This is a genomic window from Saccharopolyspora endophytica (assembly GCF_018070075.1).
GTDB classification, from domain to species: Bacteria; Actinomycetota; Actinomycetes; order Mycobacteriales; family Pseudonocardiaceae; genus Saccharopolyspora; species Saccharopolyspora endophytica.
In genome coordinates, this window is sequence record NZ_JAGPXE010000006.1 from 104,124 (window position 1) to 128,643 (window position 24,520).

The window sequence follows — 24,520 nt, forward strand, 5'->3', positions numbered from 1 at the left end:
CCACCCCAGGCGATCGATACCTCCCGCAGCCTCGTCCGGTTCTGCTCGCGTGCCCAGGAATCGACAGGCACGAGAACGGGAAGAGCCGCCGCCCTTTCGGGCACCGAGTCAGATCAGTCCCTGCCGCATGGCGTAGCCGACGGCGTGCGCCCGGTTGCGCAGTTGCAGGCGCGTGGTCACCTCTTGGAGGATGTTCTTCACGGTGCGTTCGGAGTAGGACATCTTGGTGGCGATCTCCTTGGTGTCGAAGCCGTCGGAGATCAGCCGCAGCACTTCGCCTTCCCGCGAGGTCAAGGTGGAGAGCGTGGCGCCGGCGGTGTCCGAAACTCCGCGCTGCAGGCGGCTGACGTGGTCGAGCAGCCTGCCGAGCATGTCGCCGGGCAGCACGCCCTCGCCGCGGACCAGCGCCGTGATCAGCCCGACCAGCCGGTCCTGAGTCGCGTCGCGGCGGCGCAGCACGGCCGCGACACCGCACTCGATGGCGGTCTGCAGAGCGTCCTGCCCGAACTCGCCGACGATGAGCCCGGTGCGGACCGACGACGTGCGCTGCAACCTGCGCAGCACCTGCTCGGACTCCTCGTCCAACCGGTCGACCACGACCAGCGAGACCTCGGCCCGCTCCTCCTCTTCGGTTCTGAGCACCTCCACCTCGGGTCGCGGGCGAAGCTGGTGCGTGACGCCGCTCTCCAGGATCGGATCGGCCGCGCATATCGCGACCGCAACTCTCGTCATCGGTTCTCCTCCCCAGGACCCCCTCTTTCAAGTGATACGCGAAATCGGGGCGCTCGGGCACGGCCATTCGGGCATGAAGAATTCGACGCGCGCCCGAGATGACCGCTTTCGGCGCACATCTGAGCGGAGAACGCTCTCGTGCAAGGAATTTGGAGAACCAGAACGCGAGGGCAGGGGCGATGCCGCTGCGGGCACGCGCGTTGCCTCGGCGCTGCCCTCGACGCCCTGCCTCGGAAGGGAGCGGGGCGCCTAGATTCTGGCCGTGTGACGACATATGCCGAATTCGACGGCGAGCGAGTGGAGGTAAGCCCGGGTGGTGAGGTAGCGGCGACTTTCACCGTGGGCAACAACACCGACATCGTCGAGGCCTACGAGTTCGAAGTCGTGGGGGAGTGCGCCGCCTGGACGACGGTGCAACCCGACCGGCTGCCCGTCTACCCGGGTGAGCGGGGAACCGTCACCCTCGTCCTCCGCCCACCGCTGTCGTCCGAGGTGCGGGCGGGGGAGGTTCCGCTCGCCGTCCGGGTCGTTCCGGTCGAGCAGCCCGGCCTGGTCGCGGTGCCGGAGACGACCGTGGTCGTCGCGCCCTTCCACCGGTTGCGAGCCGCGCTCACGCCGCAACGCCGCCGCGCGTGGCGCAGCGGGCGGTTCGAGGTCTCGGTGCACAACCAGGGCAACACGCCCCTCGCGGTTCCGCTGGAAGCGACCGACCCGGCGGAGGAGCTGAAGTTCTCGCTCGACACGGCGCAGGTCGCGCTGGAACCCGGCGAACGCGCGGACGTCCGGATGCGTGCTCGTGCGGGCGGACTCATCTGGTTCGGCACACCGGCCGCCCACCCGTTCCTGGTCAGGGCTTCCCCGGACGTGGAGACGACGATCGGGGAACCTCCGCTGGAGGAGCTGGACGGCGAACTGGTCCAGCTTCCCCTGCTGCCGAGGTGGTTGCTCGCGCTGCTGGCGCTGCTGCTCGCGTTGCTGCTGTTCTGGTACACCCTGGCGCTCCCGGAGCTGAAGTCCGCCGCGCAGGAGGCGGCGCAGGAACGCGCGGAGCAGCTGGCGGCGGAGGGGAAGCTGGCACCGCCACCACCCGCGGAAGAACCGAAGCCCGGCGGCCCGGGGGAGGGGCAGCCACCCCCGCCACCGCCGAACCCCTTGGAGACCGGACAGCAGCACTCGGCCACGATCGAGGTGACCACGAGGCCCGGAGGCTCCGGGGACGAGTCCTACACCGTCCCGGAAGGCCAGGAGTTCTACATCACCGACCTCGTGCTGGCGAACTACCAGGGCGACGAAGGCGTGCTCACCATCGAGTTCGACGACCGCGTCATCACCACCATCGCGCTGGAGACCTTCCGCAACCAGGACTACCACTGGGTGACCCCGATCAAGGTTCCGAGCGAGGCGGAGGTCGTGGCGACGGTGCGCTGCGCGCGGCCGGGAACCCCGCCGTACGGCCCACCGGCTCCGCGCTGCGTCCAGCAGCTCAACGTCAGCGGCGCACTGGCGGCCGAACCCCGCTGACCCGAGTGTCCACTCAGGACGTCAAGAACGCTGGAACCATCGCCCGAGAAGGGAAGTTCGAACAGAGGAGATGTGCCCGCGTCGTTGCCCTTCCGCACCTTCTGCGCCAGAACCACCGGTGTGAAACTCAGTCTCGATGGGCAACGCGCGGAGCAAGGAACCGGAACGGGGCCAGGTCAGGTCCACCGATGCCGGCGCGCGCCCACCGGTGGCTCTTGGCCTGCGGCGAGCGCCGGGCGAGCTCTCCCCGGCCGACGTCCTCTCGCTGCAACGACGAGCGGGCAACCGCGCCGCGACAGCGGCGGTGCAGCGGATGGCCAGGGGCGGGCAGCGGCCGGTGGCGGCGCCGACCGGCAGAGGGCGGTTCGGCGAATGGATGAACGCCCGCAAGGTGAAGTCCGACCTGCTGAAGCGGCTGAAGAGAGGTCCGCTCTTCGACGACGGTGAGGTGCAGCAGATCCAGCAGCAGGGCGCGAAGTGGCTGGAATCCACCGGAATCGGGACCTACGAGGACGCCCTGGCGTACGCGGAGAAGGGCAACTACAAGGACTGGCTGAGGCTCCCGCCCGGGCGGCGGCTGCTCATCGCCACGCTGGAGTACCGCGGCGCCGTTCGCGACGGGCAGCAGGACAGCCCGGCCTACACGCTCGGCCGCACGTTGACCGCGAACACACTGCCTGCGGAGGGACGCGCCCCGCTGGATGCCGAACGAGACGAGCAGATCCGCACCACCTTCGTGGACACGCTGCACCCGAGGGAGCCGTCCGGGGAGGGCGCCACGGCCGAGCAGAAGAAGCAGGCCAACGCGCAGCAGCTGCTCACGCGCGTGTTCCTGATCCTGCAGAACGGCCTCAAGATCCGGCCGGGGCCGGGCGAGGAGCACATCGACTACCGCGACGGCGACGTGGCGCGGGCGCTGGCGCACGGCGGCAGGGTGAACATCCGCATCCCCGAGCTGTCCCGGGGAGGTGCCGGGCGCTTCGAACTGACGGAATGGCTGGGGATGACCGATGCGCAGGGCAACCTCACCGACCAGGTCTACGAGCGCAAGTACGCCACCCACCACATGTCGATCAGCGACGACCCCTTCGGTGGTGAGGGCGCGTTCAAGGAGCGAGGCGGGGCGCTCGCGGCGATCCGCAACAAGAGGCCGTTCGCCTCGAACGACAAGAAGGCGCGGCGGACGGGCAAGGACGTGGCCATGGGCGGCATGGGCAAGCTCGACTGCAACGGTGATGTGATCATGCCCAACGGCGCGCACGGCCACCTTCTGCTGATCTACACCCCACCGCGGCTGGGCAGGGCGGGCGCGCTGCAAGTCGGGCTGGAGACGCTCGCGCCCGAGAACGAGAACAGCCCGGTCGGGTACGTGCACAACTGGCAGTCGACGGAAGCCACCAGCAACCCGGAGTCCAGCGCGCACGGCCACAAGCGCGACAAGATCGGCGCGGGCAAGCTGCGCGACAACCAGCGCTACGTCAACCTCGCCGAGTTCCCCCAGTCGTGGGCGAAGTTCGTGCGTGATCTGGAGCGCGATTACGACGCGCTGATGAGCGCGGCGCGAAACCAGGACGAGGAACGAGAGCTGGTCGCACGCCTCGTCGGCCCCCGCGGCGAAGGCAGGTTCCCACCCGAACCGGAGTTGCCCTAGCCCGGGTCAGTGCGCGGTTTGGCCTCCGTCGATCGGGTAGACCGCTCCGTTGATGAACGGCGACAGGTCGGAGGCGAGGAAGAGCACCAGACCGGCGATCTCCTCGGGTTCGGAGACGCGCTGCTGCGGCGAGTAGCCCATCACCGTGGCGCGCATCTCCGGGTCGTTCATCCAGCCCTCGATCATCCCGGTGCGCACGAGTCCCGGGGCGATGGCGTTGACGCGGATGCCCTGCGTCGCGTAGTCGAGCGCCGCGGCCTTGGTGAGCCCGACGACGCCGTGCTTGGCGGCCACGTAGGGCGACATGCCCGGGTCCGCGATGAGACCGGCCACCGACGAGGTGTTGATGATCGAACCGCCACCGCCGGCGAGCATGGCGCGGATCTCGTGCCGCATCGAGTAGAAGACGCCGGAGAGGTCCACGGCGATCGTGCGCTCCCAGTCCTCGTCGGTCTGGTCGGCGAGCGCGCCGGTGGGCGGCAAGGTCCCGGCGTTGTTGACAGCGGCGTCGAGCCTGCCGAACCGGGACACGGTCTCCTCGACGAGGTGTGCGACCTCCTCGTCCTTCGACACGTCCGTGCGCAGGTGGAACGCGCTGCCGCCGGCCTGCTCGATCTCCCGCGCGAGCTCCTGGCCCGCCTCCTCGTCCCGGCTGCCGATCGCGACCGAGGCGCCCGCCTTCCCGAAGGCGAGAGCCGTCGCGCGGCCGATCCCGGTGGATCCTCCCGTGATCAGAACCGCCCGGCCGGTGAAGTCGAACCGTCCCTGCGTCACCTCGCCACCTCCTCAGCTCCTCCCGCGCGAGTCCGCGCGGTCGTCCCGATGCCAGAACGTTCGATGCGCATGCAAGCAAACCGCGAGGAACGGTAGTTTATTCCGGCGCTCGTGGCCAGGAGCTGCTGGAACCGCTGACGATCAGAAGCGCCGTGGTGCGGGCCGACCAGGCGTCAGGAGTCCTTCGCCGCCTTCTCCAGGCGGGAGAAGATGTCGTACAGCGTGTCGAGCTCGCCCTTGGTCAGGTGGTCGGCGAACGCGCGCTTGGCCGCTGCCGCGTTGGTGCGCGCGGCCTTGCGGCGGAGGTTCTTGCCCTCCGCGGTCAGCTCGACCTCCACGCCGCGCAGGTCGTTCACCGAGCTGGAGCGCTGGACCAGGCCGCGCTGCTCCAGGCGCGTGACGAGGCGGCTCAGGGCGCTCTGGCTCAGGATGACCTGATCCCTGAGGTCGTTGAACCGGATGCCCTGTGCGGGGATGTTGATCAGCGTGTCGAACTCGGTGCTCGACAGGGCGTGCGCGCTCGCGAGGTCCTGCTCGATCTCCTGGAGCACCGACTGGTGGACCTCCATCAACGAGCGCCACACGGCCACCTTGTAGCGCGTGGATGCTTCCTGCTCGGGCGCCTCGCTCATCGCCCCAGGGTACTCGATGCAACTGCATGCATCCAGACGCTGTGGCCTGCGACGTGCGGGCGACAGCAGTCGTCGCCGGGTCGCTCCCGCCGCCTTGACCTGGGCCTCCTGCGGCGCCGTGGTCTCTCGGGGTCGCTCGAAGACCAACTTTCGAAAGTCTGTTGACGGTTCGAATGTGGCCGGGTACACAGTTGAGGAGAACGATGCACGTGCAACGAGAACGAGGAGGTCGGCCATGCGGCTGGCTAACGTGGATGGACGATTGAACCTGGTCACGGGCGCTGACACCCTGGTGGACGTGCACACGGCCAGCGCCGGTCGATTCGGCCCTGACGTGGCTGAGGCCTTCCAGCGCTGGGACGAGCTGGTCGAGTGGGCCGGTTCGCTCGACCTCGCGGCGCTGCCGGGTGAGTCGGTGGAGCCGGCACGGCTCGGGAACCCCGCGCCGCAGCCGCGCCAGGTGTTCGCGATCGGCCTGAACTACGTCGAGCACGCCGCCGAGTCGAAGCTCGACGTGCCCGACAGCCCCACGGTGTTCACCAAGTTCGCCTCGTCGCTGACCGGCCCGAACGGCGACGTCGTCCTGCCCGAGGGAGACGTCGACTGGGAGGTGGAGCTCGTCGCCGTCATCGGCCGGTACGCGGAGAACGTCGCCGAGGACCAAGCGTGGTCGCACGTCGCGGGCCTGACCATCGGTCAGGACCTCTCCGAGCGACGCCTGCAGCTGTCCGGTCCCGCTCCGCAGTTCAGCCTGGGCAAGTCGCACCGCGGGTTCGGGCCCATCGGTCCGGTGCTGGTGACCCCCGACGAGTTCCCCGACAAGGACGACCTCGAACTGGGGTGCTCGATCAACGGTGAGCAGGTGCAGAAGGGCCGCACCTCCGCCATGGTCTTCCCCGTTCCCGCCCTGATCGCGCGCTTGTCGGCGGTGACACCGCTGCTGCCCGGCGACGTGATCTTCACCGGCACGCCCTCGGGCGTGGGCCTCGGGCGGAGCCCGCAGCGATTCCTGTCCGCAGGCGACGAGCTGGTCAGCTACATCACCGGAATCGGTGAGATGCGGCAGCGGATGGTCCCCAACCCGGCGAAGGCCGGGGTGTAGCCGAGAGGAGCGTGGCAACGATGCCACTGCACAGGCTGAACTCACTCACGGTCGGCGTGCCCAACGTCGCCCAAACCCGTTCCTACTACGACGATTTCGGGCTGACCCGGGGCGCGGAGGGCTGGTTCCACACCCGTGACGGCGGAGCGCAGCTGAAGATCGTCGAAGCTCCCACGCGCCGCTTGCTCGAGCTGAGCATCGGGGTGGACGACCACGACGACCTGGACCGGATCGCCAGGGGAGTCGAGAGGCTCGGAATCGCGGTGCTGCGGGGCGAAAGCTCCGTCACCGCGCGCGAACCCGTCGCGGGGTTCGAGATCACCGCGCGCATCGCAGCCCGGCTGGCCCAGGACGAGCTGCCGCCCACCCCGTACAACGGGCCGGGGCGCATCGAACGCTCCGGACGCGCGCCGGGCGTGCTGCGCGAAGGTGGCGTCGCACCGCGCAAGCTCGGTCACGTGGTCGTGGGCACCACCGACCACGAAGCGACCATGCGGCTGTTCGTCGAGGGCCTCGGGTTCAAGGTCAGCGACTACATCAAGGATCACGGCGCTTTCCTGCGGTGTTCGACCGACCACCACAACGTGCTCGTGATGGCGGCACCGGTGAACTTCCTGCACCACACGTCCTGGCAGGTCGACGACGTGGACGAGGTCGGCCGCGGGGCGCAGGCGATGCTGGAGGACGACCCGGATCGGCACGTGTGGGGTCTGGGCCGCCACCACGCCGGCTCGAACTTCTTCTGGTACCTCAAGGACCCGGCCGGCAACTTCTCCGAGTACTACTCGGACATGGACTGCATCGTCGACGATCAGTTGTGGACCCCGGAGACGCTGGAAGGCGCCAGGGGACTGTTCAACTGGGGGCCTCCGCCTCCGCCGTCCTTCCTCCACCCGGAGGACCTGGCAGCACTGATGACCGGTGCTCACCAAGCCGGCTGACGAGCCGTCGCCACCCCGCCACACGCTTCCGCCGAAGCACCTCCGGAGGTCTGTCCCATGTCCCCGATGAACACCGCGGAATTCGACGCCGACGTGCTCGTCATCGGCGCCGGCCCGGCCGGTCTCACGGCCTCGGCACTCCTGGCCGAGCACGGGACCAACGCCATCACCATCACCAAGCACGCCGGCACGGCGCACTCGCCGCGCGCCCACATCACCAACCAGCGCACCATGGAGGTCTTCCGGGACCTCGGGATCGAAGACCGGGTCAAGGAACTCGCCGTCCCGAACGAACTCATGGGCAACAACGTCTGGGCGACCAGCTTCGCCGGGCGCGAGCTCGCGCGCCTGATGACGTGGGGCAGCGGGGTCGACCGCAAAGCCGATTACGACCGCGCGAGCCCCTGTTCGATGTGCAACATCCCGCAGCACGTCCTGGAACCGGTGATCCTCGAAGCCGCTCGGGAGCGCGACGCCGCGATCCGGTTCGACACCGAGCTGATCGAGATCTCCCAGGACGAGAACGGCGTGACCGGCCTCGTTCGCCGGCGGAGCACCGGAACCGAGTACGCGATCAGAGCCCGGTACGCCATCGCGGCCGATGGCGGTCGCGGCACGACGGCCAAGCAGCTCGGATTCGAGTTCGACGGCGAGGAAGGGCTCGGGTGCGCGGTCAACGTGTGGCTGGAAGCCGACCTGAGCCGCTACACCCGGCATCGTCCGGGAACGCTGTACTGGATCTGCCAGCCGGGCAACGACTACTGGGTCGGATCGGGCACGTTCATCTGCGTCAAGCCCTGGACCGAGTGGGTCATGCTCTACATGTACGACCCGGCCGACGGTGAACCCGACCTGTCCGAGGAGGCCGTGACCGAGCGCGCCCACGCCATCATCGGCGACCGGGACGTCGCGGTGCGCGTCAAGCAGGTCAGCCAGTGGCAGATCAACCACCTGATCAGCAGGGAGTACCGGAAGGGCAGGGTCTTCCTCGCCGGTGACGCCGCGCACCGCCACCCGCCGGCCAACGGGCTGGGGACCAACACGTCCGTGCAGGACTCCTACAACCTCGTCTGGAAGATCGCCGCCGTGCTGCGCGGCGAGGCGGGGGAGGAGCTGCTGGACACCTACCACGCCGAGCGGTACCCGGTGGGTCGCCAGGTCGTCGACCGGGCGATGAAGAGCGTCCAGGACATGCGTCCCCTCTCCCAGGCGTTCGGATTCGCCCCCGGGCAGAGCGCGGAGGACGGCTGGCGGAGCCTCGACGAACTGCAGTCGGACACGCCGGCCGGACGGCAGCGCCGCGAGGCGCTCGCCGAGGCGGTCGCGCTGCAGAACTACCAGTTCAACGCGCACGGGGTCGAGCTCGGCCAGCACTACACCTCGACCGCGATCGTCGACGACGGCACGTCTCTCCCGCCGAGCCGAAAGGACCCCGAGCTCTACCACCGGCCCAGCACTCATCCCGGCTCACCCATCCCGCACGCGTGGTTGCAGCGCGGGAACCGGAGCGTTTCCACTGTGGACATCGCCGGTGGCGGCAGGTTCGCGCTCCTCGCCGGAATCGGTGGTGCGCCGTGGATCGACGCCGCCAAGGCCGTTGCGGAGGAGATGTCGATCGGGCTGGTAGGCCACAGCATCGGGCAGGGTTGCGAGTACGACGACCTCTTCGGTGACTGGACCCGCCTGCGCGAGGCGGGGGACCGCGGATGCGTCCTGGTGCGCCCGGACCGGCACATCGCCTGGCGCAGCCACGATCTCGTGGCCGACCCCGTCAGCGCCCTCAGGAGCGTCGTGCGCCAACTCCTGTCCCTGCCAACGGAAGTCGGTGCCGGCAGTCCCGAACCCGTCGCCGCGCTCACGGCGCTCACCCGCTGACCGCAGAGCTCCGATGCCCCGGCGGGTCGGTGAGGCCCGCCGGGGAGCGGTGGTGCGGCCAGACGCGCGTTCCGGTCCGCAGCGCAGGCCGCTGGACCGGTGCGAAGAGCAGTTGACCACTCGAATTCCCCAACGCTGCGAGGTGCACCATGACCCAGCACAGTGACTCGTCAGGTGATCGCACTGCGGTCGCCGAGGCCTACTTCAAGAGGATGGACGCCGGGCAGGACTTCCTGCCGCTGTTCGCCGAGGACGCTTACGTCTACTTCCCCAAGCACGCTCCGGCGCGGGGGATCGACGAGGTCCGGGCGCTGTTCGCGGACGTCTTCGAGCTGTTCGGCTCGATCGTCCACGAGGTCCCGTACTTCAACTACATCACCGAAGGCGACCGCGTGGTGGCCGAGGGCGTCACGCACGGCGAGCTCGCCGACGGGACTCCCTGGCGCGCGACGGAAGGGCTCGGCGGCCGCTTCTGCAACGTCTTCGAGATCAGGAACGGCAAGATCCACCGGCTGCACATCTACCTCGATCCCGACTACGGGGATCAGGACGTGGACCGCTACCCGTGGCTCAAGCGCTCCTCCTGAGCGCCGCGGACGTCGCTGAAACGGACTTCATCCCACCGCTTTCCCGCTGCGTGTCGCCGGTCACGAAACCCCTTGGAATAACCGGGAGCGGCCTAGGGTTTTGATGCATGCACATGGAACTACTCCGGATTGGGAGATGGTGATGGCGAAGGAAGCGAACGAGCTGGCTCGCCCGGCGAGCAGCCTGCTGACAACGGATGACTCGGTGCTGATCCTCATCGACCACCAGTCGCAGATGGCCTTCTCCGTGCAGAGCACGACCATCGCGGAGGTCGCCAACAACACCGCGCAGCTGGCCGCATCGGCCCGGCTGTTCGGGGTGCCGACCCTGCTGACCACGGTCGCGGAGTCCTTCAGCGGCCCGGTGTTCGAGAAGGTCACCGCGGAGTTGGACGACGACGTCGTGCGCAACCGCGTCGAGAGGACGACGGTCAACGCCTGGGAGGACCCGCGGGTGGTCGACTGGGTGCTGAGCACGGGCCGGAAGAAGATCGTCATCGCCGGCCTGTGGACCGAGGTGTGCGTGGCGTTCCCGGTCCTGTCGGCCATCGAAGCCGGGTTCGAGGTGTACTTCGTCGAGGACGCGAGCGGTGGTGTGTCCGAGACGGCGCACCGCGCCTCCGTCGACAGGATGGTGCAGGCCGGTGGCGTCCCGGTGGCGTCGGCCCAGTACCTGTACGAGTTGCACCGCGACTGGGCGAACGCCGACAAGTACAACGACGTCATCGCGATCGCCAAGAAGTACCAGGGCGTGTTCGGCGTCGGCATCGAATACCACCAGGACAAGGCCGCCCGCGGGGCGGAGTGAACGTCCGCAGGTGGAACCGGTGAGCCGCTGGAGCCACCCGCCGTGACTCCAGCGGCTCACCCTCCGCGGAACCTCGCGCTGAAGGCGCCGAGGCCGTCCGCGATCAGAGTTGAGTTCGAGGGGAGCTGATGTCAGTGCTAGCCGCCGTGGTCCGGGAACTGGGGTCCGAGCCGGTCGTCGAGGAGTTCGCGGACCCGGCTCCCGAAGACGCCGCCGACGTCGTCGCGGCCGCCTTGAACCCCGTCGACGTTGCCGTCCTGAACGGGCAGATCCCCTTCAGACGCCTCGCACCGCCGTTCGTGGCCGGCCTCGAAGGCGTGGCCCGGTTGCGGGACGGCCGTCACCGCTACTTCTTCGCCCCGGAGCCGCCTTTCGGCTCCTTCGCGGAGTCGGTGCCGCTGGCCGGCGCCGAGATGACGGCCGCTGTGCCTGCCGGGCTCGATCCGGTGGTGGCGGCAGCGCTCGGCGTCTCGGGACTGGCCGCGCACCTCTCGCTCACCGCCACCGGCGGCTTGGTCGCCGGGGAGGACGTGCTGATCCTCGGGGCCGACGGGCAGGTCGGGCGCGTGGCGGTCCAGCTGGCGAGGGCGTTCGGCGCGGGCCGCGTGATCGGCGTCGTCCGCGACGGCGACAGCCGTCGGGTGCCGCTGGCGCTGGGCGCCGACGCGGCGGTGTCGTCGACCGACGTCGACGGCCTCGCGGAACGCCTCCGGGCGGAGGCTCCGGACGGGGTGGACCTGATCCTCGACCTCGTGTGGGGGCCTGTCGTCGGGCCGTCCCTCGCAGTGGCCCGGCAGAACGCCCGGGTCGTCCAGGTCGGCAACTCCGGTGGTCCGGACGCGACGCTGAACGCCCCTTCGTTCCGGAACAGGGGAGTGCGGTTCCTGCCGCACTCGAACTTCCTGTTCAGCCCCGAGGACCGCGCCGCCGGGTTCGAGGAGCTCGCCGCCCGTGCCGCCCGGGGCGAGGTCGAGGTCGAGGTGGAGCGGGTTCCGCTGGCCGGAGCTCCGGAAGCCCACCGCCGCCTCGTCGCCGGAGCCGCCAAACGAAAGCTGGTGCTCACCACGACGTCCGGAACGGATTGAACCGAACCACTTCACCCGCAGAACACCCTGAAAAGGCGCGTCATGACGACCTTCGCGCGACACCACGTGCAGCCCGATCACATCACCGATCTCACCGCAGGCTTCCTGACGCGTGAGGTGGCTCCCGGCGTGTTCGTGCTGACCAACGGCAACTACCAATCCCTGTTCTTCACCACCGGCGAAGGCGTCGTGCTGGTCGACGCGCCCGAGCCGCTCGTGCGCTTCATCGAGCCCGCGGTCGCGGATGTCACCGACGAGCCGATCACCACGTTGATCTACTCCCACGGGCACTCGGACCACATCGGAGGCGCCCACCTGGTCGGCTCCGATGATCTGGAGATCATCGCCGAGAAGAGCACGGCGGAGTTCGTGGAGTCCAAGCAGGACCCGCGTCGACCGGTGCCCACGTCGACCTTCGACACCGATCAGACGATCCAGAAGGGCTTCCGGAAGATTCAGCTGATCCGCGAGGGCTTCCACTCCGCCGAAGGCGACGTGGTGGTGTACCTGCCGGAGGAGAAGGTCATGGTCGCCATCGACCTGATCGGTCCGGGCTGGGTGCCGCTGCACGCGTTCGACATCACCGAGAACATGTACCGCTACCTGGGCGCCTTCGACCGCCTGCTGGCCTACGACTTCGAGGCGTTCATCTCCGGCCACACCGCCGACGTGGCGCGGCGCCACGACGTCGAGATCACCAAGGAGTACACCTTCGACGTGTACGAGACGGTCAAGCGCATCCACGGTGAGCTCAACTTCGAGGAGCTGCTCGCCGAAGACCGGGACAACGAGCAGGCCGGCATCAAGAAGATCATCGATGTCACCACGCAGCGCGCCACCGAGGAGCTCAAGTCGCGCTGGCTCGACGGTCCGATGAAGGGCGTCGAGCTGTGGACCGAGAGCCACAGCCTCGCCATGGTCCTCTACGTGAGGTGGACCGACTGAGGCCGCTCCGCCAGATTCGAAAGTGTCTCGAATACTCGTAATATGGTAGCTTCCGGGTGTGGTCAAGAGCGGTGGATCGACGCGAACCGAGGGCGTCTACCAGCGGCTTCGCGCCGACATCCTGGGCGGGCGGTTCACGCCGGGGGAGCGGTTGAAGTTCCCGGAGCTGTCGGAGCGGTGCGGGGCCAGCGTCGGTGCGTGCCGCGAGGCGCTGACCAAGCTGGCCGCCGACGGACTGGTGACGACGCGGGCGCACCAGGGCTACATCGTCACCCCGTTGTCGCACGAGGACCTCGCGGACCTGACCCGAGCGCGGGTCGAGGTCGAGTCTCTGGTGCTGCGGCTCTCGGTGTTCGAAGGTGACATGCAGTGGGAATCGCAGGCGGTGGCCGCGCACCACAGGCTGGCGCGAACTCCGTTCCACGGCCCCGACGATCCCGACCACCCCAGCGACGAGTGGTCGGCGGCCCACGCCGCGTTCCACACGGCCTTGCTGGCGGGTTGCGGCAACCAGCGGCTGCTGAACACGGCCCGGTCGCTGCGCCAGGAGGCCGAGCTCTACCTGCAGTGGTCGGTGTCGTTCGGCGGCGAACCCGACCGCGATCTCGACACCGAGCACCGGGAGATCCTGGAAGCGGCCGTCGCCCGCGACGCCGACCGTGCGCAGGAGCTGCTCCGCGACCACATCGCCCACACCGCCCAGCTGCTCATCAGCTGCGCTCCCGACGAGCCCAATGGTGCGGCTCGGCGCATCGTGGGGGAGGCATGACCGACCGGTGAAGCGCGAGCGCTGAAGCGACTTCAGGGAGTGATCGACATGGCAGGCGAGACGCCCAAGAGGGCTGACGACCACCTGCTCACGCCGGACAACGCCGTGCTGGTGCTCATCGACTACCAGCCCGAGCAGGTCGGCACCGTCCGCTCGATCGGGCACGACGAGATGATGCTCAACATCACCGCCGTGGCCCGGGCGGCCCGGGAGTACGACGTGCCGGTGGTCCTGAGCACCGTCGGCGTCGAGCTCGGCGTCAACACCGGCACCATCGCGGAGCTGCGCGACGCGTTGCCCGCCACGAAGGAGATCGACCGGACCACGCTGAACTCCTGGGAGGACGCGGACTTCCGCGCCGCGGTGGAGGCGACCGGCCGGAAGAAGATCATCATGACCGGCCTGTGGACCGAGGTGTGCGTGGCGTTCCCGACGCTGGACCTGCTCCGCGAGGGCTACGAGGTCTACCCGGTCGAGGACGCGATCGGCGGCATCAGCCGCAGCGCTCACGAGCAGGCCATGGTCCGGATGACCAACGCGGGCGCCCAGCCGGTCACCGCCATCTCCCTGGTCGCCGAACTGCAGCGCGACTGGGGCAGGCCGGACGCCGACAAGCTCCGAGGCGTCCTGCGCTGGTACTTCCCGAAGCTCGACGAGCTCGGCACGACCCGCTGAGGACCGGCCGCCCGCGCCGAAGCGGAAACCGACCCGCCGCATCCTCGCGATGTGCGCCGGGGCGGGGTCGGATGCGGTGCGCGGCGCACGAAAGTATCAGCACCCCGCGCTTTATCCGTCTAGTTCGGTTCGCCGTGCCGACATAGCTTGTGGACATCAGGCACCTCTGACGAGTGTTCCCCCCTCGTCGGGTGCTGCCCAATCGGTGTCCACAAAGGAGTGACTCCCGCATGTTCGGCATGCCGCGGCGCCTGCTGTTCGGCTACCTCGCCCTCGCCGTGTTCATGACCGGTGATGGTTTCGAGCTCACGTTCTTGTCCCGCTTCCTCGTCGAGAGCGGTTTCTCGGCCACTCAAGCAGGGCTCGTCTTCACCGTCTACGGGCTGGTGGTCGCCTTCTCGGCGTGGACCACCGGCGTGCTGGCCGAGGTCGTCGGGGCTCGGCGCCTGATGGTGCTCGGCGGCGTCCTGTGGATGGTCCTGCACGCCCTGTTCCTGACGGTGGGACTGCAGAGCGTGATCGGCACGATCCTGATCTACAGCCTGCGCGGGGTGGCCTACCCGCTGTTCATGTACTCGTTCGTCGTGCTCATCGCGCAGTCGGTCCACCCCAGCCGCCTGGCCTCGGCGATGGGCTGGTTCTGGGCCTCGTTCTCGCTGGGCATCGGCGTCATGGGCGCCTACGTGCCGAGCCTGCTGGTCCCCGTGATCGGCGAGTACGCCACGCTGTGGGCCTCGCTGATCTTCGTCGCGGCTGGAACGGCCATGTGCGCCTTCCTCGTTCCCGGTGCCCCGCCGGAGGCGGACCGCTCGCGGGAGCTCGCCCGCGAGGGCCGGACCCGGGAGCTGCTGCGCGGGGTGACGATCCTGGTCGAGAACCGGCAGATCGCGCTGTCGGTGGTCATCCGGGTGCTGTGCAACCTGACGCTCTACGCCTTCCCGATGATGATGCCGCTCTACCTGACCACCGACGAGGTCGGCGGGCAGGCGTGGTTCTCGCTGCCCGAGTGGATGACCCTGTGGGCGATCACCAACGCCATCACCATCGTCTCCAACATCATGTGGGGCCGGCTCGGGGACCGCTTCGGCTGGATGCGCCAGATGCGCTGGTACGGCTTCGGCGGCATGGCGATCGCGACCCTGGCCTTCGCCTACTTCCCGGTGTGGTTCGGGGCGAGCTTCGCGCTGATGATCGTCCCCGCCGTGCTCTTCGCGCTGTCGGTCACCGCCTTCGTGCCCATGGGCGCGATCTTCCCGGCGCTCGCGCCGGAGCACCGCGGAGCGGCGATCTCCGCCCACAACCTCGCCTCCGGGCTCACCACGTTCGCGGGCCCGGGCATCGCCACCGCGCTGCTGCCGGTGATCGGCCCGATCGGCGTGTGCTGGGCCTTCGCGGGCCTGATGGTGCTGGGCACCCTCACCACCTTCTTCATCCACCCACCCCAGCCGGGCATCACCACCGAGACCGGCCGGATGCTCCCGCGCCGCGAGCGCCTGGCCAACGCCGCCTGAGAGGACCTGCGACGATGAACCCCACGACCGTCCCCACCCCGCAGGAGAAGACGATGGACGCCGTCGTCCTCGAACGCCCGCACGAGATCCAGATCCGCCCGGTCCCCGGCCTGGGCCAGGTCGGCCCCGGTGAAGTGCGCGTCGGCGTGCACACCGTCGGCATCTGCGGCAGCGACGTCCACTACTACACCCACGGGCGGATCGGGCCGTACGTCGTCGAGGCACCGATGGTGCTCGGCCACGAAGCCTCCGGCACCGTCCTGGAGGTCGGCGAGGGCGTGACCCACCTGGCCGTCGGCGACCGGGTGTGCATGGAGCCGGGCATCCCGAACCCGCGTTCCCGCGCCTCGCGCCTGGGCATGTACAACGTCGACCCCGACGTGCGGTTCTGGGCCACCCCGCCGGTGCACGGCTGCCTGCAGCCGGAGGTCGTGCACCCGGCCGACTTCACCTACAAGCTGCCCGACCGGCTGTCCCTGGAGGAGGGCGCGCTCATCGAGCCCTTCGCGGTGGCCGTCCACGCGGTGACCAAGGCCGGGATCTCGCCCGGTGACGTGGTCGCCGTCGCGGGTGCGGGGACGATCGGGGTGCTCACCGCCATCGCCGCCGCGGCCAGTGGTGCGTCCCGCGTGTACATCTCCGACGTCGCGCCGGAGAAGTTCGCCAAGATCGAGGCGTACCCGACGATCCACCCCGTCGACGCCACCCGGCAGGACCTGGCCGAGGTGGTGCGCGAGGCCACCGACGGCTGGGGCGCGGACGTGGTGTTCGAGGCCAGTGGTAACCCGCGTGCCTTCGCCTCGCTGTGGGAGACCCCCGCGCCGGGCGGGACGGTCGTGCTGGTGGGCATCCCGGTGGACCCGGTGCCGCTGGACGTCGCGGCCGCGCAAGCCCGGGAACTGCGCATCGAGACGGTGTTCCGCTACGCCAACGCCTACCCGCGAGCCATCGAGCTGGCGGCTTCGCCGTCGGTGGACCTGGGCGATCTGATCAGCGCCACCTACCCGGTGGAGGAGGCCGTCGCCGCCTTCGAGCGCGGCGCCGAGGCGCGACCGGGCGACACCAAGATCCAGATCAGAGTGGCGGGAGCCTGACGGTGGGTGCCGCCGCGCGGAGCAGCACGGGCGACACCGCTTCGCCCGTGCGGGAACTGGTCGTCCCGGACCCGTCGAGCTCCGTGCGGTGGCACCAGCACGACTGGCCGCATCCGCTGGCCCGCTGGCACCACCACCCCGAGGTCGAGGTCCACCTCGTCCGCGAGTCCTCCGGGACGATGATGATCGGTGACTACGTGGGTCCGTTCGGGCCCGGAAACCTGTGCCTCATCGGGTCGTTCCTCCCGCACAACTGGATCTCCCACCTCGACGACGACGAACCGGTGCGCAACCGCGACGCGGTCCTGCAGCTCGACCAGGACCGGTTCTTCGCCGCCGCTGAGAAGCTGCCGGAACTGGAGTCCCTGCGCCCGCTGCTGGACGACGCGGCTCGCGGCATCGAGTTCGGCGGCCGCTCGGCGGAGGAGGGCACGGCGGCCCTGGAAGCCGTGCAGGGCACCTTCGGCCTGCGGCGCCTGGCCGCGGTCACCGAGCTGCTGAGCGTGCTCGCCGAGTCGCCCGAGTCCGACCGCCACTACCTCGACAGCCACGGCGGTTCCTACCGGCTGGACGTCGAGGAGACCGAGCTGTTCAACCGGGCGCTGAACCACATCACCGACCACCTCGCGGATCGGTTGCTGCTCCGGGACGTGGCCGACGAGGTGGCTTTGAGCCGCGACGCCTTCTCCCGGCTGTTCTCCAAGGCCACGGGTGTGGGCTTCAGCCGCACCGTGAGCCGCATGCGCGTCACGGAGGCCTCCCGCCTGCTGCGCACGACGCGGCTGCCCGTCGCGGAGATCTGCTACCGGGTGGGCTTCACCAACCTGTCGAACTTCAACCGCCAGTTCCGCGCCGCCACCGGCACGACCCCGTCCCGCTACCGCCGGCTCAACCAGCACTGACCGAGACCGCCGGGGTCAGCTGGAGAAGTAGCCGCCCCATCCGTCCCGGTAGAAGCCGCGGATGTGCTTCTCGACGTGCTCCTGCGCCGCGGCGCCGTCGCCGGCTTCCAGCGCCTGGTAGATCGCGCGGTGATCGTTCCTGAGCCCGTCGGCGATCGGGTACCACGCGTCGCCCAGGTCCCGGAAGGCGTTCAGCAGCGGTCGGCGCATGGATTCGCGGATCGCGATCGTCATGTCGGCGACGAGCCGGTTGCCGCCCGCTTCGGCGATCGCGACGTGGAAATCGGTGTCCAGCTCGTTGAAGCGCTCGCGGTCGCAGTCCGGGTCGTCCATGGCCGCGAGCAGCTCGCGCATCTCCTCCAGGTCCTCCGGAGTGGCGCGCTCGGCGGCGTGCCGGGCGCTCTCGCGCTCCAACATGACCCGCGCGTCCACGACGTGCTGGATGGGGAAGTTCGCCAGCGCGACGTGCAGGCGCAGCAGCCGGTTCAGGGCGCTGCTGGGCGTGGCGGCCACGGTCGTCCCGGCATCCGGTCCGGTGCCGACCGACATGCGCAGCACGCCCTGCGCCTCCAGCGCGCGGAACGCCTCGCGGACCGCGCCCCGGCTCACGCCCAGCATCTGGGCCAGGTCGCGCTCGGCGGGCAGCCGATCGCCCACCTTCAGCTGTCCGGTCACGATCTGCTCTTCAACCCGCTCGATCACGAGCTCGTAGGTCCGCGCTCGCGCCACTGGGCGCCACGATCCGTCCGCGTTCGGATCGTCGTCGATCTCGCTCCCGGCCATCGGCGCCCCCGAAACCTTTACATCCCGTTCTGAGCCTCTTAGGGTACAGCCACCTTATGGTCCGACCACATAAAGGTCGACATCGGCGGTCTTGACTCAGAGAGGTGTCACGCCCGTGTACCAACCGGATCCAGCGCCGATCGGCGGAAGCCTGGTGCTCTCGGCCGTGCTGGCCGCCCTGCCCCTCGTCACCGTGTTCGTGCTGCTCGGCGCATTTCGCGTGAAGGCCCACTGGGCGGCCCTGTCCGGGCTCGCGGTAGCTCTTGCCGTGGCCGTTGCCGCCTACGGGATGCCGGTCGGCATGGCGTTGTCCTCAGCGGGGCAAGGCGCCGCATTCGGCCTGCTGCCGATCATGTGGATCGTCTTCACCGCGATCTGGCTCTACCAGCTCACGGTGACCAGCGGGCGTTTCGAGGACCTGCGCACCTGCTTCGGCATGATCTCCCCGGATCCTCGTATCCAGGCCGTGGTCATCGCGTTCTGCTTCGGCGGTCTGCTCGAAGCCCTCGCCGGGTTCGGCGCACCCGTGGCGATCACCGGCATGATGCTGGTCGCGATCGGATTCCCGCCGCTGCGCGCCGCGGTGACGGTCCTGCTCGCCAACACCGCGCCGGTCGCCTTCGGCGCCCTGGCCACCCCGATCATCACCGCCGGTGAGCTGACCGGGATCCCCTACGAGCACATCGGTGCCGTGGTCGGGCGGCAGACTCCGGTGCTGGCGCTGGCCGTGCCGTTCCTGCTCGTCCTCATCGTCGACGGACGTCGCGGTCTGCGGGAGACCTGGCAGGCAGCGGCGGCGACCGGTGTCGGCTTCGCCGTCGCCCAGTTCGTCTGCGCGAACTACATGTCGGTGCAGCTGACCGACATCGTGTCCTCCCTCGTCGGCGCCGTGGCGCTGGTGATCCTCCTCCGCTTCTGGCAGCCCCGCGGCGGCGAAGCGGCGCACGACCGCATCGGACGCGCGACACCGGCCGACGGTCCCGGCGATGGCGCTGCTGCGACGCGGACGATCGTGGGGGAGCGGCAGCGGCTCAGCGCCGCCCGGACCGCGATGGCCCTGCTGCCCTACGTCCTCGTCGTGGTCGTGTTCTCGGTGGTCAAGCTGTGGGAGCCGCTGGGCGACGCGCTGGACGCCACGACCGTGAAGATCCCGTGGCCGGGCTTGCACGGCGAGCTGCTGACGGCGTCCGGGGAGCCCTCCAGCACCACCGTTTTCAGCCTGAGCTGGCTGTCCTCGCCCGGAAGCCTGCTGCTGCTCTGCGGGTTCGGCGTCGTGGCCGCCTACCGGATCCCGTTGCGCGCCGCCTTCTCCGACCTGGTCGGCACCGCGAAGTCGCTGCGGTGGTCGGCGCTCGCGGTCGTGGGCGTGCTCGCCCTGGCCTACGTCATGAACCAGTCCGGGCAGACCACCACGATCGGCACCGCCATCGCCGCCGCGGGTGCGGCGTTCGTCTTCCTGTCCCCGGTGCTGGGCTGGATCGGCGTCGCGGTGACGGGGTCGGACACCAGCGCCAACGCCCTGTTCGCGGGGTTGCAGCAGGTGGCAGCGCAGAAGGTGGGCGTGGACCCGGCCCTGCTGGTGGCCGCCAACACCTCCGGCGGTGTGATGGGCAAGATGGTCAGCCCGCAGAACCTGAGCATCGCGGCGAGCGCGGTCGGTCTGGTCAACCAGGAGGCGACGCTGCTGCGGGTGACGCTGAAGTGGAGCCTGGGACTGCTGCTGGCGCTCTGCGTCCTCGTCTTCCTGCAGGCGACCGTCCTCGCCTGGATGCTGCCCTGAGCGCTGTTGAGGGGATTGCGTGGCGGTGCGGGTGGGCGGAACCTGAGCGCCTTCGTGGACTCCGTGCGCCGCTCCTCGAGCATGCCACCACGCGGAGTCCCGGCGTACTCGCCGCGAAGGCGCTGGCGAACCGGCGGTGCGAGTGCCTTGTGCGGTGGAAGGGGATGCGGCTCCGCCGCATGCTCAACCGGCTCCGAGCGGACCCGGCCACCCATCGATCGACGACGAGAGGAAACCCGTGAGCGAGCGGCAAATCCCCCGCTGGTCCGAGCTGAAACCCCTCCTGCGACCGCGGCCCGTCGAGCTCGACGGCACCCGGCGCAGGCTCTCCCGGGCGCACACGATCGCCGACCTCCGGCAGCTGGCGCGTCGCCGCACGCCGAAGGCGCCGTTCGACTACACCGACGGGGCCGCCGAGGAGGAGATCAGCCTGCGGAGGGCCCGGCAGGCGTTCCGGCAGGTCGAGTTCCACCCCGCCGTGCTCCGCGACGTCTCCGCGGTGGACCCGTCCGCGGAGATCCTCGGCGCGCGCTCGGCGCTGCCGTTCGCGTTCGCCCCGACCGGGTTCACGCGGATGATGCAGCACGAGGGCGAGCGGGCGGTGGCCCGCGTCGCCGAGCGGGCCGGCATCCCGTTCTCGCTGTCGACCATGGGCACGACGTCCATCGAGGACGTGGCCCGCACCGCGCCGAACGCGCGGAAGTGGTTCCAGCTCTACCTCTGGAAGGACCGCCGAGCCAGCGAGGACCTCGTCAACCGCGCGCTGGAGAGCGGTTACGACACGCTGATCCTCACGGTCGACACCCCGGTCGCGGGCGCCCGGCACCGGGACGCGCGGAACGGGTTGACGATCCCGCCCGCGCTGTCCGCGCGCACCTTCGTCGACGGCGTGCTGCACCCGGCGTGGACCTTCAACCTGCTCACGACCGAACCGCTGTCGTTCGCCTCGCTGTCCTCCTGGGACGGCACCGTCGCGAGCTGATCAACACCATGTTCGACCCCACGGTGACCTTCGCCGACCTGGAGTGGCTGCGGGAGCTGTGGCCGCACCGGCTGGTGGTCAAGGGCGTGCAGAGCACGACCGACGCCCGCGACGTCGTCGCCGCCGGTGCGGACGCGGTGGTGCTGTCCAACCACGGCGGTCGCCAGCTGGACCGCGCTCCCACGCCGTTGAAGCTGCTCCCGCGGGTCGTCGACGAGCTCCAGGGCCGCGCCGAGATCCTGCTGGACACCGGCATCCTCAGCGGTGCCGACATCATCGCCGCCGTCGCCAACGGCGCGAGCGGCTGCCTGATCGGACGGGCCTTCCTGTACGGCCTGATGGCCGGTGGCGAGCGCGGGGTCGACCGCGCGGTGGAGATCCTGAGCTCCGAGATCACCCGCACCATGCAGCTTCTCGGCGTCAGCCGGATCAGCGACCTCACACCCGAGCACGTCACCCTGCCCGCATGAGACCGGTGGCCTGAGCGCTCGGTGCTCAGGCCACCGGCCGACGCTCACGTTCCGCTACCACCACGCGAGCAATACCCGAAAAGCTCCTAGTGCCGGACGATCTGGCGCTCGACGTGGTCGTGCAGCACCTGCCGCATCCGCTCGACGGAGCGGCCGGGCCTGGCGGAGAGCACCTGGATGCCCAGGCCGTCGATCAGCGCGGTCAGCGGCACGGTGAGTTCCTCGGGGTCGGTGTCGCTGACGAACACGCCCTGCTGCTGGCCCTCCCGGATGGTGCGGGCGATCGTGTCGTGCCAGCGGGTGTAGGAATCCGAGTGCAGCACGCCCATCTCCGGGTTGCGCGCGCTCTCGTTCCACACCTGCAACCAGATCGACCACTCCAGCCGCAGCAGGCCGGGTTTGGGCAGCTGCAGCTCGACGAGCCGCAGCAGCCGTTCGTGCGCGTCGTCGATGCTGTGCAGTTCGGCGACCTGCCGGTCGAACGCCTGCCGCACCGAGTGCCGCAGCGCTTCGGTGAGCAGGTCGTCCCTGCCGGGGAAGTGGTAGTGGATGGTCGCCGCGCTGACCCCGCACGCCTTGGCGACGTCGGAGATCCGCACCGCGTGGTAGCCGTGCTCGGCGATCAGGTGCCAGGCGGCGTCGAGGATCTGCTGGTGGCGCCCGGCCTCGCGCGCGTCGGTGGTGCGGGCCAGGACGGCCGAGCGCTGCGGGGCGGCGGCGACCGTGTCGGCCTCGTCGCTGCCGTTGATCAGCCAGTTCACCGTCACGTTGCCGACTTCGGCGATGCGGGTGAGCTCGGCGGGGGTGAAGCGCCTCGTGCCTGCCAGCGACTTCGACAGCTTGGTGGCGTCCAGTCCGATCTGCTCGGCGAACGCGCGCTGGCTGCCCGGGTGGGCGCGCAGCACGTCCTTCACCCGGCCGCGCAACGGCGACTCCATGTCCTCCACGACCCTGAACACTAACAGGCATTGCGACAATCGCAACGCGGGAGCTCGTCGCAACGCTGCGAGCAGCTGGTCGCAGCGTTGCGCACCTCGAAGAATGCCAGTTGAAATGCGGTTATGGCGACCGGCACTTGACGGGACGGACAAAAGGGCTCAAGGTTTACGCCGTTGCGCAACTGACTCATCAGTCGAATCGCAACGCCCATCCGCTCGGAGAGCGCCTGCTGCCCGGCGTGGAACACACGCATCGGGCCACGGCTCGCTCCCGGCGGCCCGCGAGAGACACGGCACGACGAGGCGCGGCGCGGCACGACCCGGCCGGCAGGCGTCGGCCACGAACATGTGGAGGTGCTTCCGTCATCCCTGCGACAGGCGGAAAAGTTCGAATCGACAGACGGATCTTCTGGTTCTCGGTGCTGCTGGTGGCCGCGATCTGCGTCCCGGTCATGATCGCCCCGGAACGTGGTCAACAGGCTCTCGACAGCGTGCTCGGCGTGCTGACCGGGAAGTTCGGGTGGCTCTATCTCTGGTTCGCCGCCGCGGTCGCGGGCTTCCTCGGGTGGCTGGCGTTCAGCCGCTACGGCCGGGTGAAGTTCGGCGGTCGCGACGACAGGCCAGAGTTCTCCACCCACAGCTGGCTGGCGATGATCTTCACCTCGGGCATCGGCGGTGGGATCATCTACTGGGGTGTCATCGAGTGGTCGTACTACTACGTCGAGCCACCGATGGGCATCCAGCCCCGCAGCACCGAGGCGGCCGACTGGGCCGCCGCCTACCCGCTGTTCCACTGGGGATTCACCGCGTGGGGCCTGTTCTGCTTGCCCGCCCTCGCGCTGGCCTACGTCTACCACGTGCGCAAGCAGCGGACCCTGCGGCTCAGCGACGCGTGCCGCGGAGTCATCGGTGACCGGGCCGACGGCTGGCTCGGCCGGCTCATCGACGTGCTGTTCATCTTCGGCCTGATCGGAGCCGCGGGCACCTCGCTGGGGCTGGAGGTCCCGCTGGTGTCCGAGGGGATCGCCGCGATGACCCCGTTGGAGAAGGGCACGCCGCTGGACATCGGGATCGTCGTGGTCTGGACGGTGCTGTTCGGCGTGAGCGTGTTCCTGGGGATGCAGAAGGGGCTCAAGCGCCTCGCCGACATCAACGTGTGGCTGGCGCTCGGGCTCGGGCTGTTCATCCTGGTGCTGGGCCCGACGGTGTTCCTGATCGACACCTTCACCCAGAGCTTCGGCATCCTGCTGCAGAACTTCGTGGAGATGAGCTTCTACACCGACCCGGTGGGCGGCTCCGGGTTCGAGGAGACCTGGACCATCTTCTACTGGGGATGGTGGATCGCCTACGCGCCCTTCGTCGGTCTGTTCACCGCCAAGATCTCCAAGGGCCGCACGGTCCGCGGGCTGATCGGGGCGATGTGCCTGGCAGGCAGCGCCGGGTGCTGGCTGGCGTTCATGCTGCTGGGCAACACCTCGCTGTACTTCGAGCTCAACAAGATCGCGCCGATCGCCGACATCGTGCAGAACCAGGGCGACACTGCGGGCATCATCGCCACCCTCGCGCACCTGCCCTTCGGTGCGTTCGCGGTGGTGGCCTTCCTGCTGCTGATGGTGGTCTTCCTGGCCACGACGCTGGACTCCTCGGCCTACACCATGGCGGCGGTGGCGTCCAAGGACCTGCCGCAGGACGTGGAACCGGCGAGGTGGCACCGCGTCTTCTGGGCGATCGTGCTGGCCGGGGTGTCGATCGTGCTGATGTACACCGGAGGCCTCGAAGCCCTGCAGACCTTGTCCATCATCACCGCGTTCCCGCTGATCTTCGTGCTGGTGATCGTCGCGGTGTCGCTGGTCAGGTGGCTGCGAGCCGACTTCGGCGAGGGAAGGGTCGATCGCTCCCTCGTGATCGCCCCCACCGAGCGCGAAGACCCCGAGAAGGAACCCGTGGCGGCGTCGAGCTGACC

Annotated in this window: 21 protein-coding genes and 1 pseudogene; 17 read left to right on the forward strand and 5 right to left on the reverse strand. The window is 69.4% G+C overall.

The features are described 5' to 3' along the window. Positions 1-108 precede the first annotated feature (108 nt). Entirely contained in the window at positions 109-732 is a 624-nt protein-coding gene (locus tag KBO27_RS15970) for a helix-turn-helix transcriptional regulator (protein ID WP_210970779.1), read from the reverse strand. A gap of 264 nt (positions 733-996) precedes the next feature. Here KBO27_RS15970 and KBO27_RS15975 point away from each other — a divergent pair, with 264 nt between their 5' ends. Then, positions 997-2,253 (forward strand): COG1470 family protein, encoded by a 1,257-nt coding sequence (locus KBO27_RS15975; RefSeq protein ID WP_210970780.1) that lies wholly within the window; start codon positions 997-999, stop codon positions 2,251-2,253. Positions 2,254-2,389: 136 nt separating this feature from the next. Next, entirely contained in the window at positions 2,390-3,904 is a 1,515-nt protein-coding gene (locus tag KBO27_RS15980) for a hypothetical protein (RefSeq protein WP_210970781.1), read from the forward strand. 6 nt (positions 3,905-3,910) lie between these two features. On the opposite strand, the gene KBO27_RS15985 is transcribed toward KBO27_RS15980, so the two are convergent. Next, the gene (locus KBO27_RS15985; protein ID WP_210970782.1) at positions 3,911-4,678 is read right to left on the reverse strand and encodes an SDR family NAD(P)-dependent oxidoreductase; all 768 of its coding nucleotides are present in this window, start codon (positions 4,676-4,678) and stop codon (positions 3,911-3,913) included. A 173-nt stretch (positions 4,679-4,851) separates the two neighbouring features. Next, complete coding sequence (locus KBO27_RS15990) at positions 4,852-5,310, reverse strand: MarR family winged helix-turn-helix transcriptional regulator (protein WP_210970783.1); 459 nt, start codon at positions 5,308-5,310, stop codon at positions 4,852-4,854. A 235-nt stretch (positions 5,311-5,545) separates the two neighbouring features. On the opposite strand from KBO27_RS15990, the gene KBO27_RS15995 reads away from it, so the two are divergent. From KBO27_RS15995 to KBO27_RS16050, 12 genes are all read left to right on the forward strand, one after another. Continuing rightward, entirely contained in the window at positions 5,546-6,412 is an 867-nt protein-coding gene (locus tag KBO27_RS15995) for a fumarylacetoacetate hydrolase family protein (RefSeq protein ID WP_210970784.1), read from the forward strand. A 20-nt stretch (positions 6,413-6,432) separates the two neighbouring features. Then, a complete protein-coding gene (locus KBO27_RS16000; RefSeq protein WP_210970785.1) occupies positions 6,433-7,353 on the forward strand; it encodes a VOC family protein in 921 nt (306 codons plus the stop codon). A gap of 66 nt (positions 7,354-7,419) precedes the next feature. Next, positions 7,420-9,228: an FAD-dependent monooxygenase gene (locus KBO27_RS16005; protein WP_210970786.1), complete on the forward strand. Its 1,809-nt coding sequence runs from the start codon at positions 7,420-7,422 to the stop codon at positions 9,226-9,228. A 149-nt stretch (positions 9,229-9,377) separates the two neighbouring features. Continuing rightward, complete coding sequence (locus KBO27_RS16010) at positions 9,378-9,815, forward strand: nuclear transport factor 2 family protein (RefSeq protein WP_210970787.1); 438 nt, start codon at positions 9,378-9,380, stop codon at positions 9,813-9,815. A 142-nt stretch (positions 9,816-9,957) separates the two neighbouring features. Then, positions 9,958-10,623 (forward strand): hydrolase, encoded by a 666-nt coding sequence (locus KBO27_RS16015; RefSeq protein WP_210970788.1) that lies wholly within the window; start codon positions 9,958-9,960, stop codon positions 10,621-10,623. A 128-nt stretch (positions 10,624-10,751) separates the two neighbouring features. Further along, positions 10,752-11,708 carry a quinone oxidoreductase family protein gene (locus KBO27_RS16020; protein WP_210970789.1) on the forward strand — a complete coding sequence of 319 codons (957 nt, stop codon included), beginning with the start codon at positions 10,752-10,754 and terminating at the stop codon, positions 11,706-11,708. A gap of 42 nt (positions 11,709-11,750) precedes the next feature. Beyond that, positions 11,751-12,653 carry an MBL fold metallo-hydrolase gene (locus tag KBO27_RS16025; RefSeq protein ID WP_210970790.1) on the forward strand — a complete coding sequence of 301 codons (903 nt, stop codon included), beginning with the start codon at positions 11,751-11,753 and terminating at the stop codon, positions 12,651-12,653. A gap of 58 nt (positions 12,654-12,711) precedes the next feature. Continuing rightward, on the forward strand, positions 12,712-13,422 hold the full coding sequence (locus KBO27_RS16030) for a GntR family transcriptional regulator (protein ID WP_210970791.1): 711 nt from the start codon (positions 12,712-12,714) through the stop codon (positions 13,420-13,422). 48 nt (positions 13,423-13,470) lie between these two features. Further along, positions 13,471-14,097: a hydrolase gene (locus KBO27_RS16035; protein ID WP_210970792.1), complete on the forward strand. Its 627-nt coding sequence runs from the start codon at positions 13,471-13,473 to the stop codon at positions 14,095-14,097. Between the two features lie 230 nt (positions 14,098-14,327). Continuing rightward, positions 14,328-15,608 (forward strand): MFS transporter, encoded by a 1,281-nt coding sequence (locus tag KBO27_RS16040; protein WP_210970793.1) that lies wholly within the window; start codon positions 14,328-14,330, stop codon positions 15,606-15,608. Positions 15,609-15,622: 14 nt separating this feature from the next. After that, complete coding sequence (locus tag KBO27_RS16045) at positions 15,623-16,702, forward strand: NAD(P)-dependent alcohol dehydrogenase (protein ID WP_210970794.1); 1,080 nt, start codon at positions 15,623-15,625, stop codon at positions 16,700-16,702. Between the two features lie 2 nt (positions 16,703-16,704). Continuing rightward, positions 16,705-17,604, forward strand: coding sequence for a helix-turn-helix domain-containing protein (locus KBO27_RS16050; RefSeq protein WP_210970795.1), 900 nt, complete (start codon positions 16,705-16,707; stop codon positions 17,602-17,604). 15 nt (positions 17,605-17,619) lie between these two features. On the opposite strand, the gene KBO27_RS16055 is transcribed toward KBO27_RS16050, so the two are convergent. Next, positions 17,620-18,387 carry a FadR/GntR family transcriptional regulator gene (locus KBO27_RS16055; protein ID WP_210970796.1) on the reverse strand — a complete coding sequence of 256 codons (768 nt, stop codon included), beginning with the start codon at positions 18,385-18,387 and terminating at the stop codon, positions 17,620-17,622. Positions 18,388-18,502: 115 nt separating this feature from the next. Between KBO27_RS16055 and KBO27_RS16060 the strand changes: the two genes are divergently transcribed. Both KBO27_RS16060 and KBO27_RS16065 read left to right on the forward strand, forming a co-directional pair. Continuing rightward, the gene (locus KBO27_RS16060; RefSeq protein WP_210970797.1) at positions 18,503-20,167 is read left to right on the forward strand and encodes an L-lactate permease; all 1,665 of its coding nucleotides are present in this window, start codon (positions 18,503-18,505) and stop codon (positions 20,165-20,167) included. 238 nt (positions 20,168-20,405) lie between these two features. Further along, positions 20,406-21,619: pseudogene (locus KBO27_RS16065) on the forward strand (alpha-hydroxy acid oxidase). 86 nt (positions 21,620-21,705) lie between these two features. Here the strand turns inward: KBO27_RS16065 and KBO27_RS16070 are convergent. Continuing rightward, on the reverse strand, positions 21,706-22,557 hold the full coding sequence (locus tag KBO27_RS16070; RefSeq protein ID WP_210970990.1) for a TetR/AcrR family transcriptional regulator: 852 nt from the start codon (positions 22,555-22,557) through the stop codon (positions 21,706-21,708). A gap of 239 nt (positions 22,558-22,796) precedes the next feature. Between KBO27_RS16070 and KBO27_RS16075 the strand changes: the two genes are divergently transcribed. Next, on the forward strand, positions 22,797-24,518 hold the full coding sequence (locus tag KBO27_RS16075; protein ID WP_307870437.1) for a BCCT family transporter: 1,722 nt from the start codon (positions 22,797-22,799) through the stop codon (positions 24,516-24,518). Positions 24,519-24,520 lie beyond the last annotated feature (2 nt).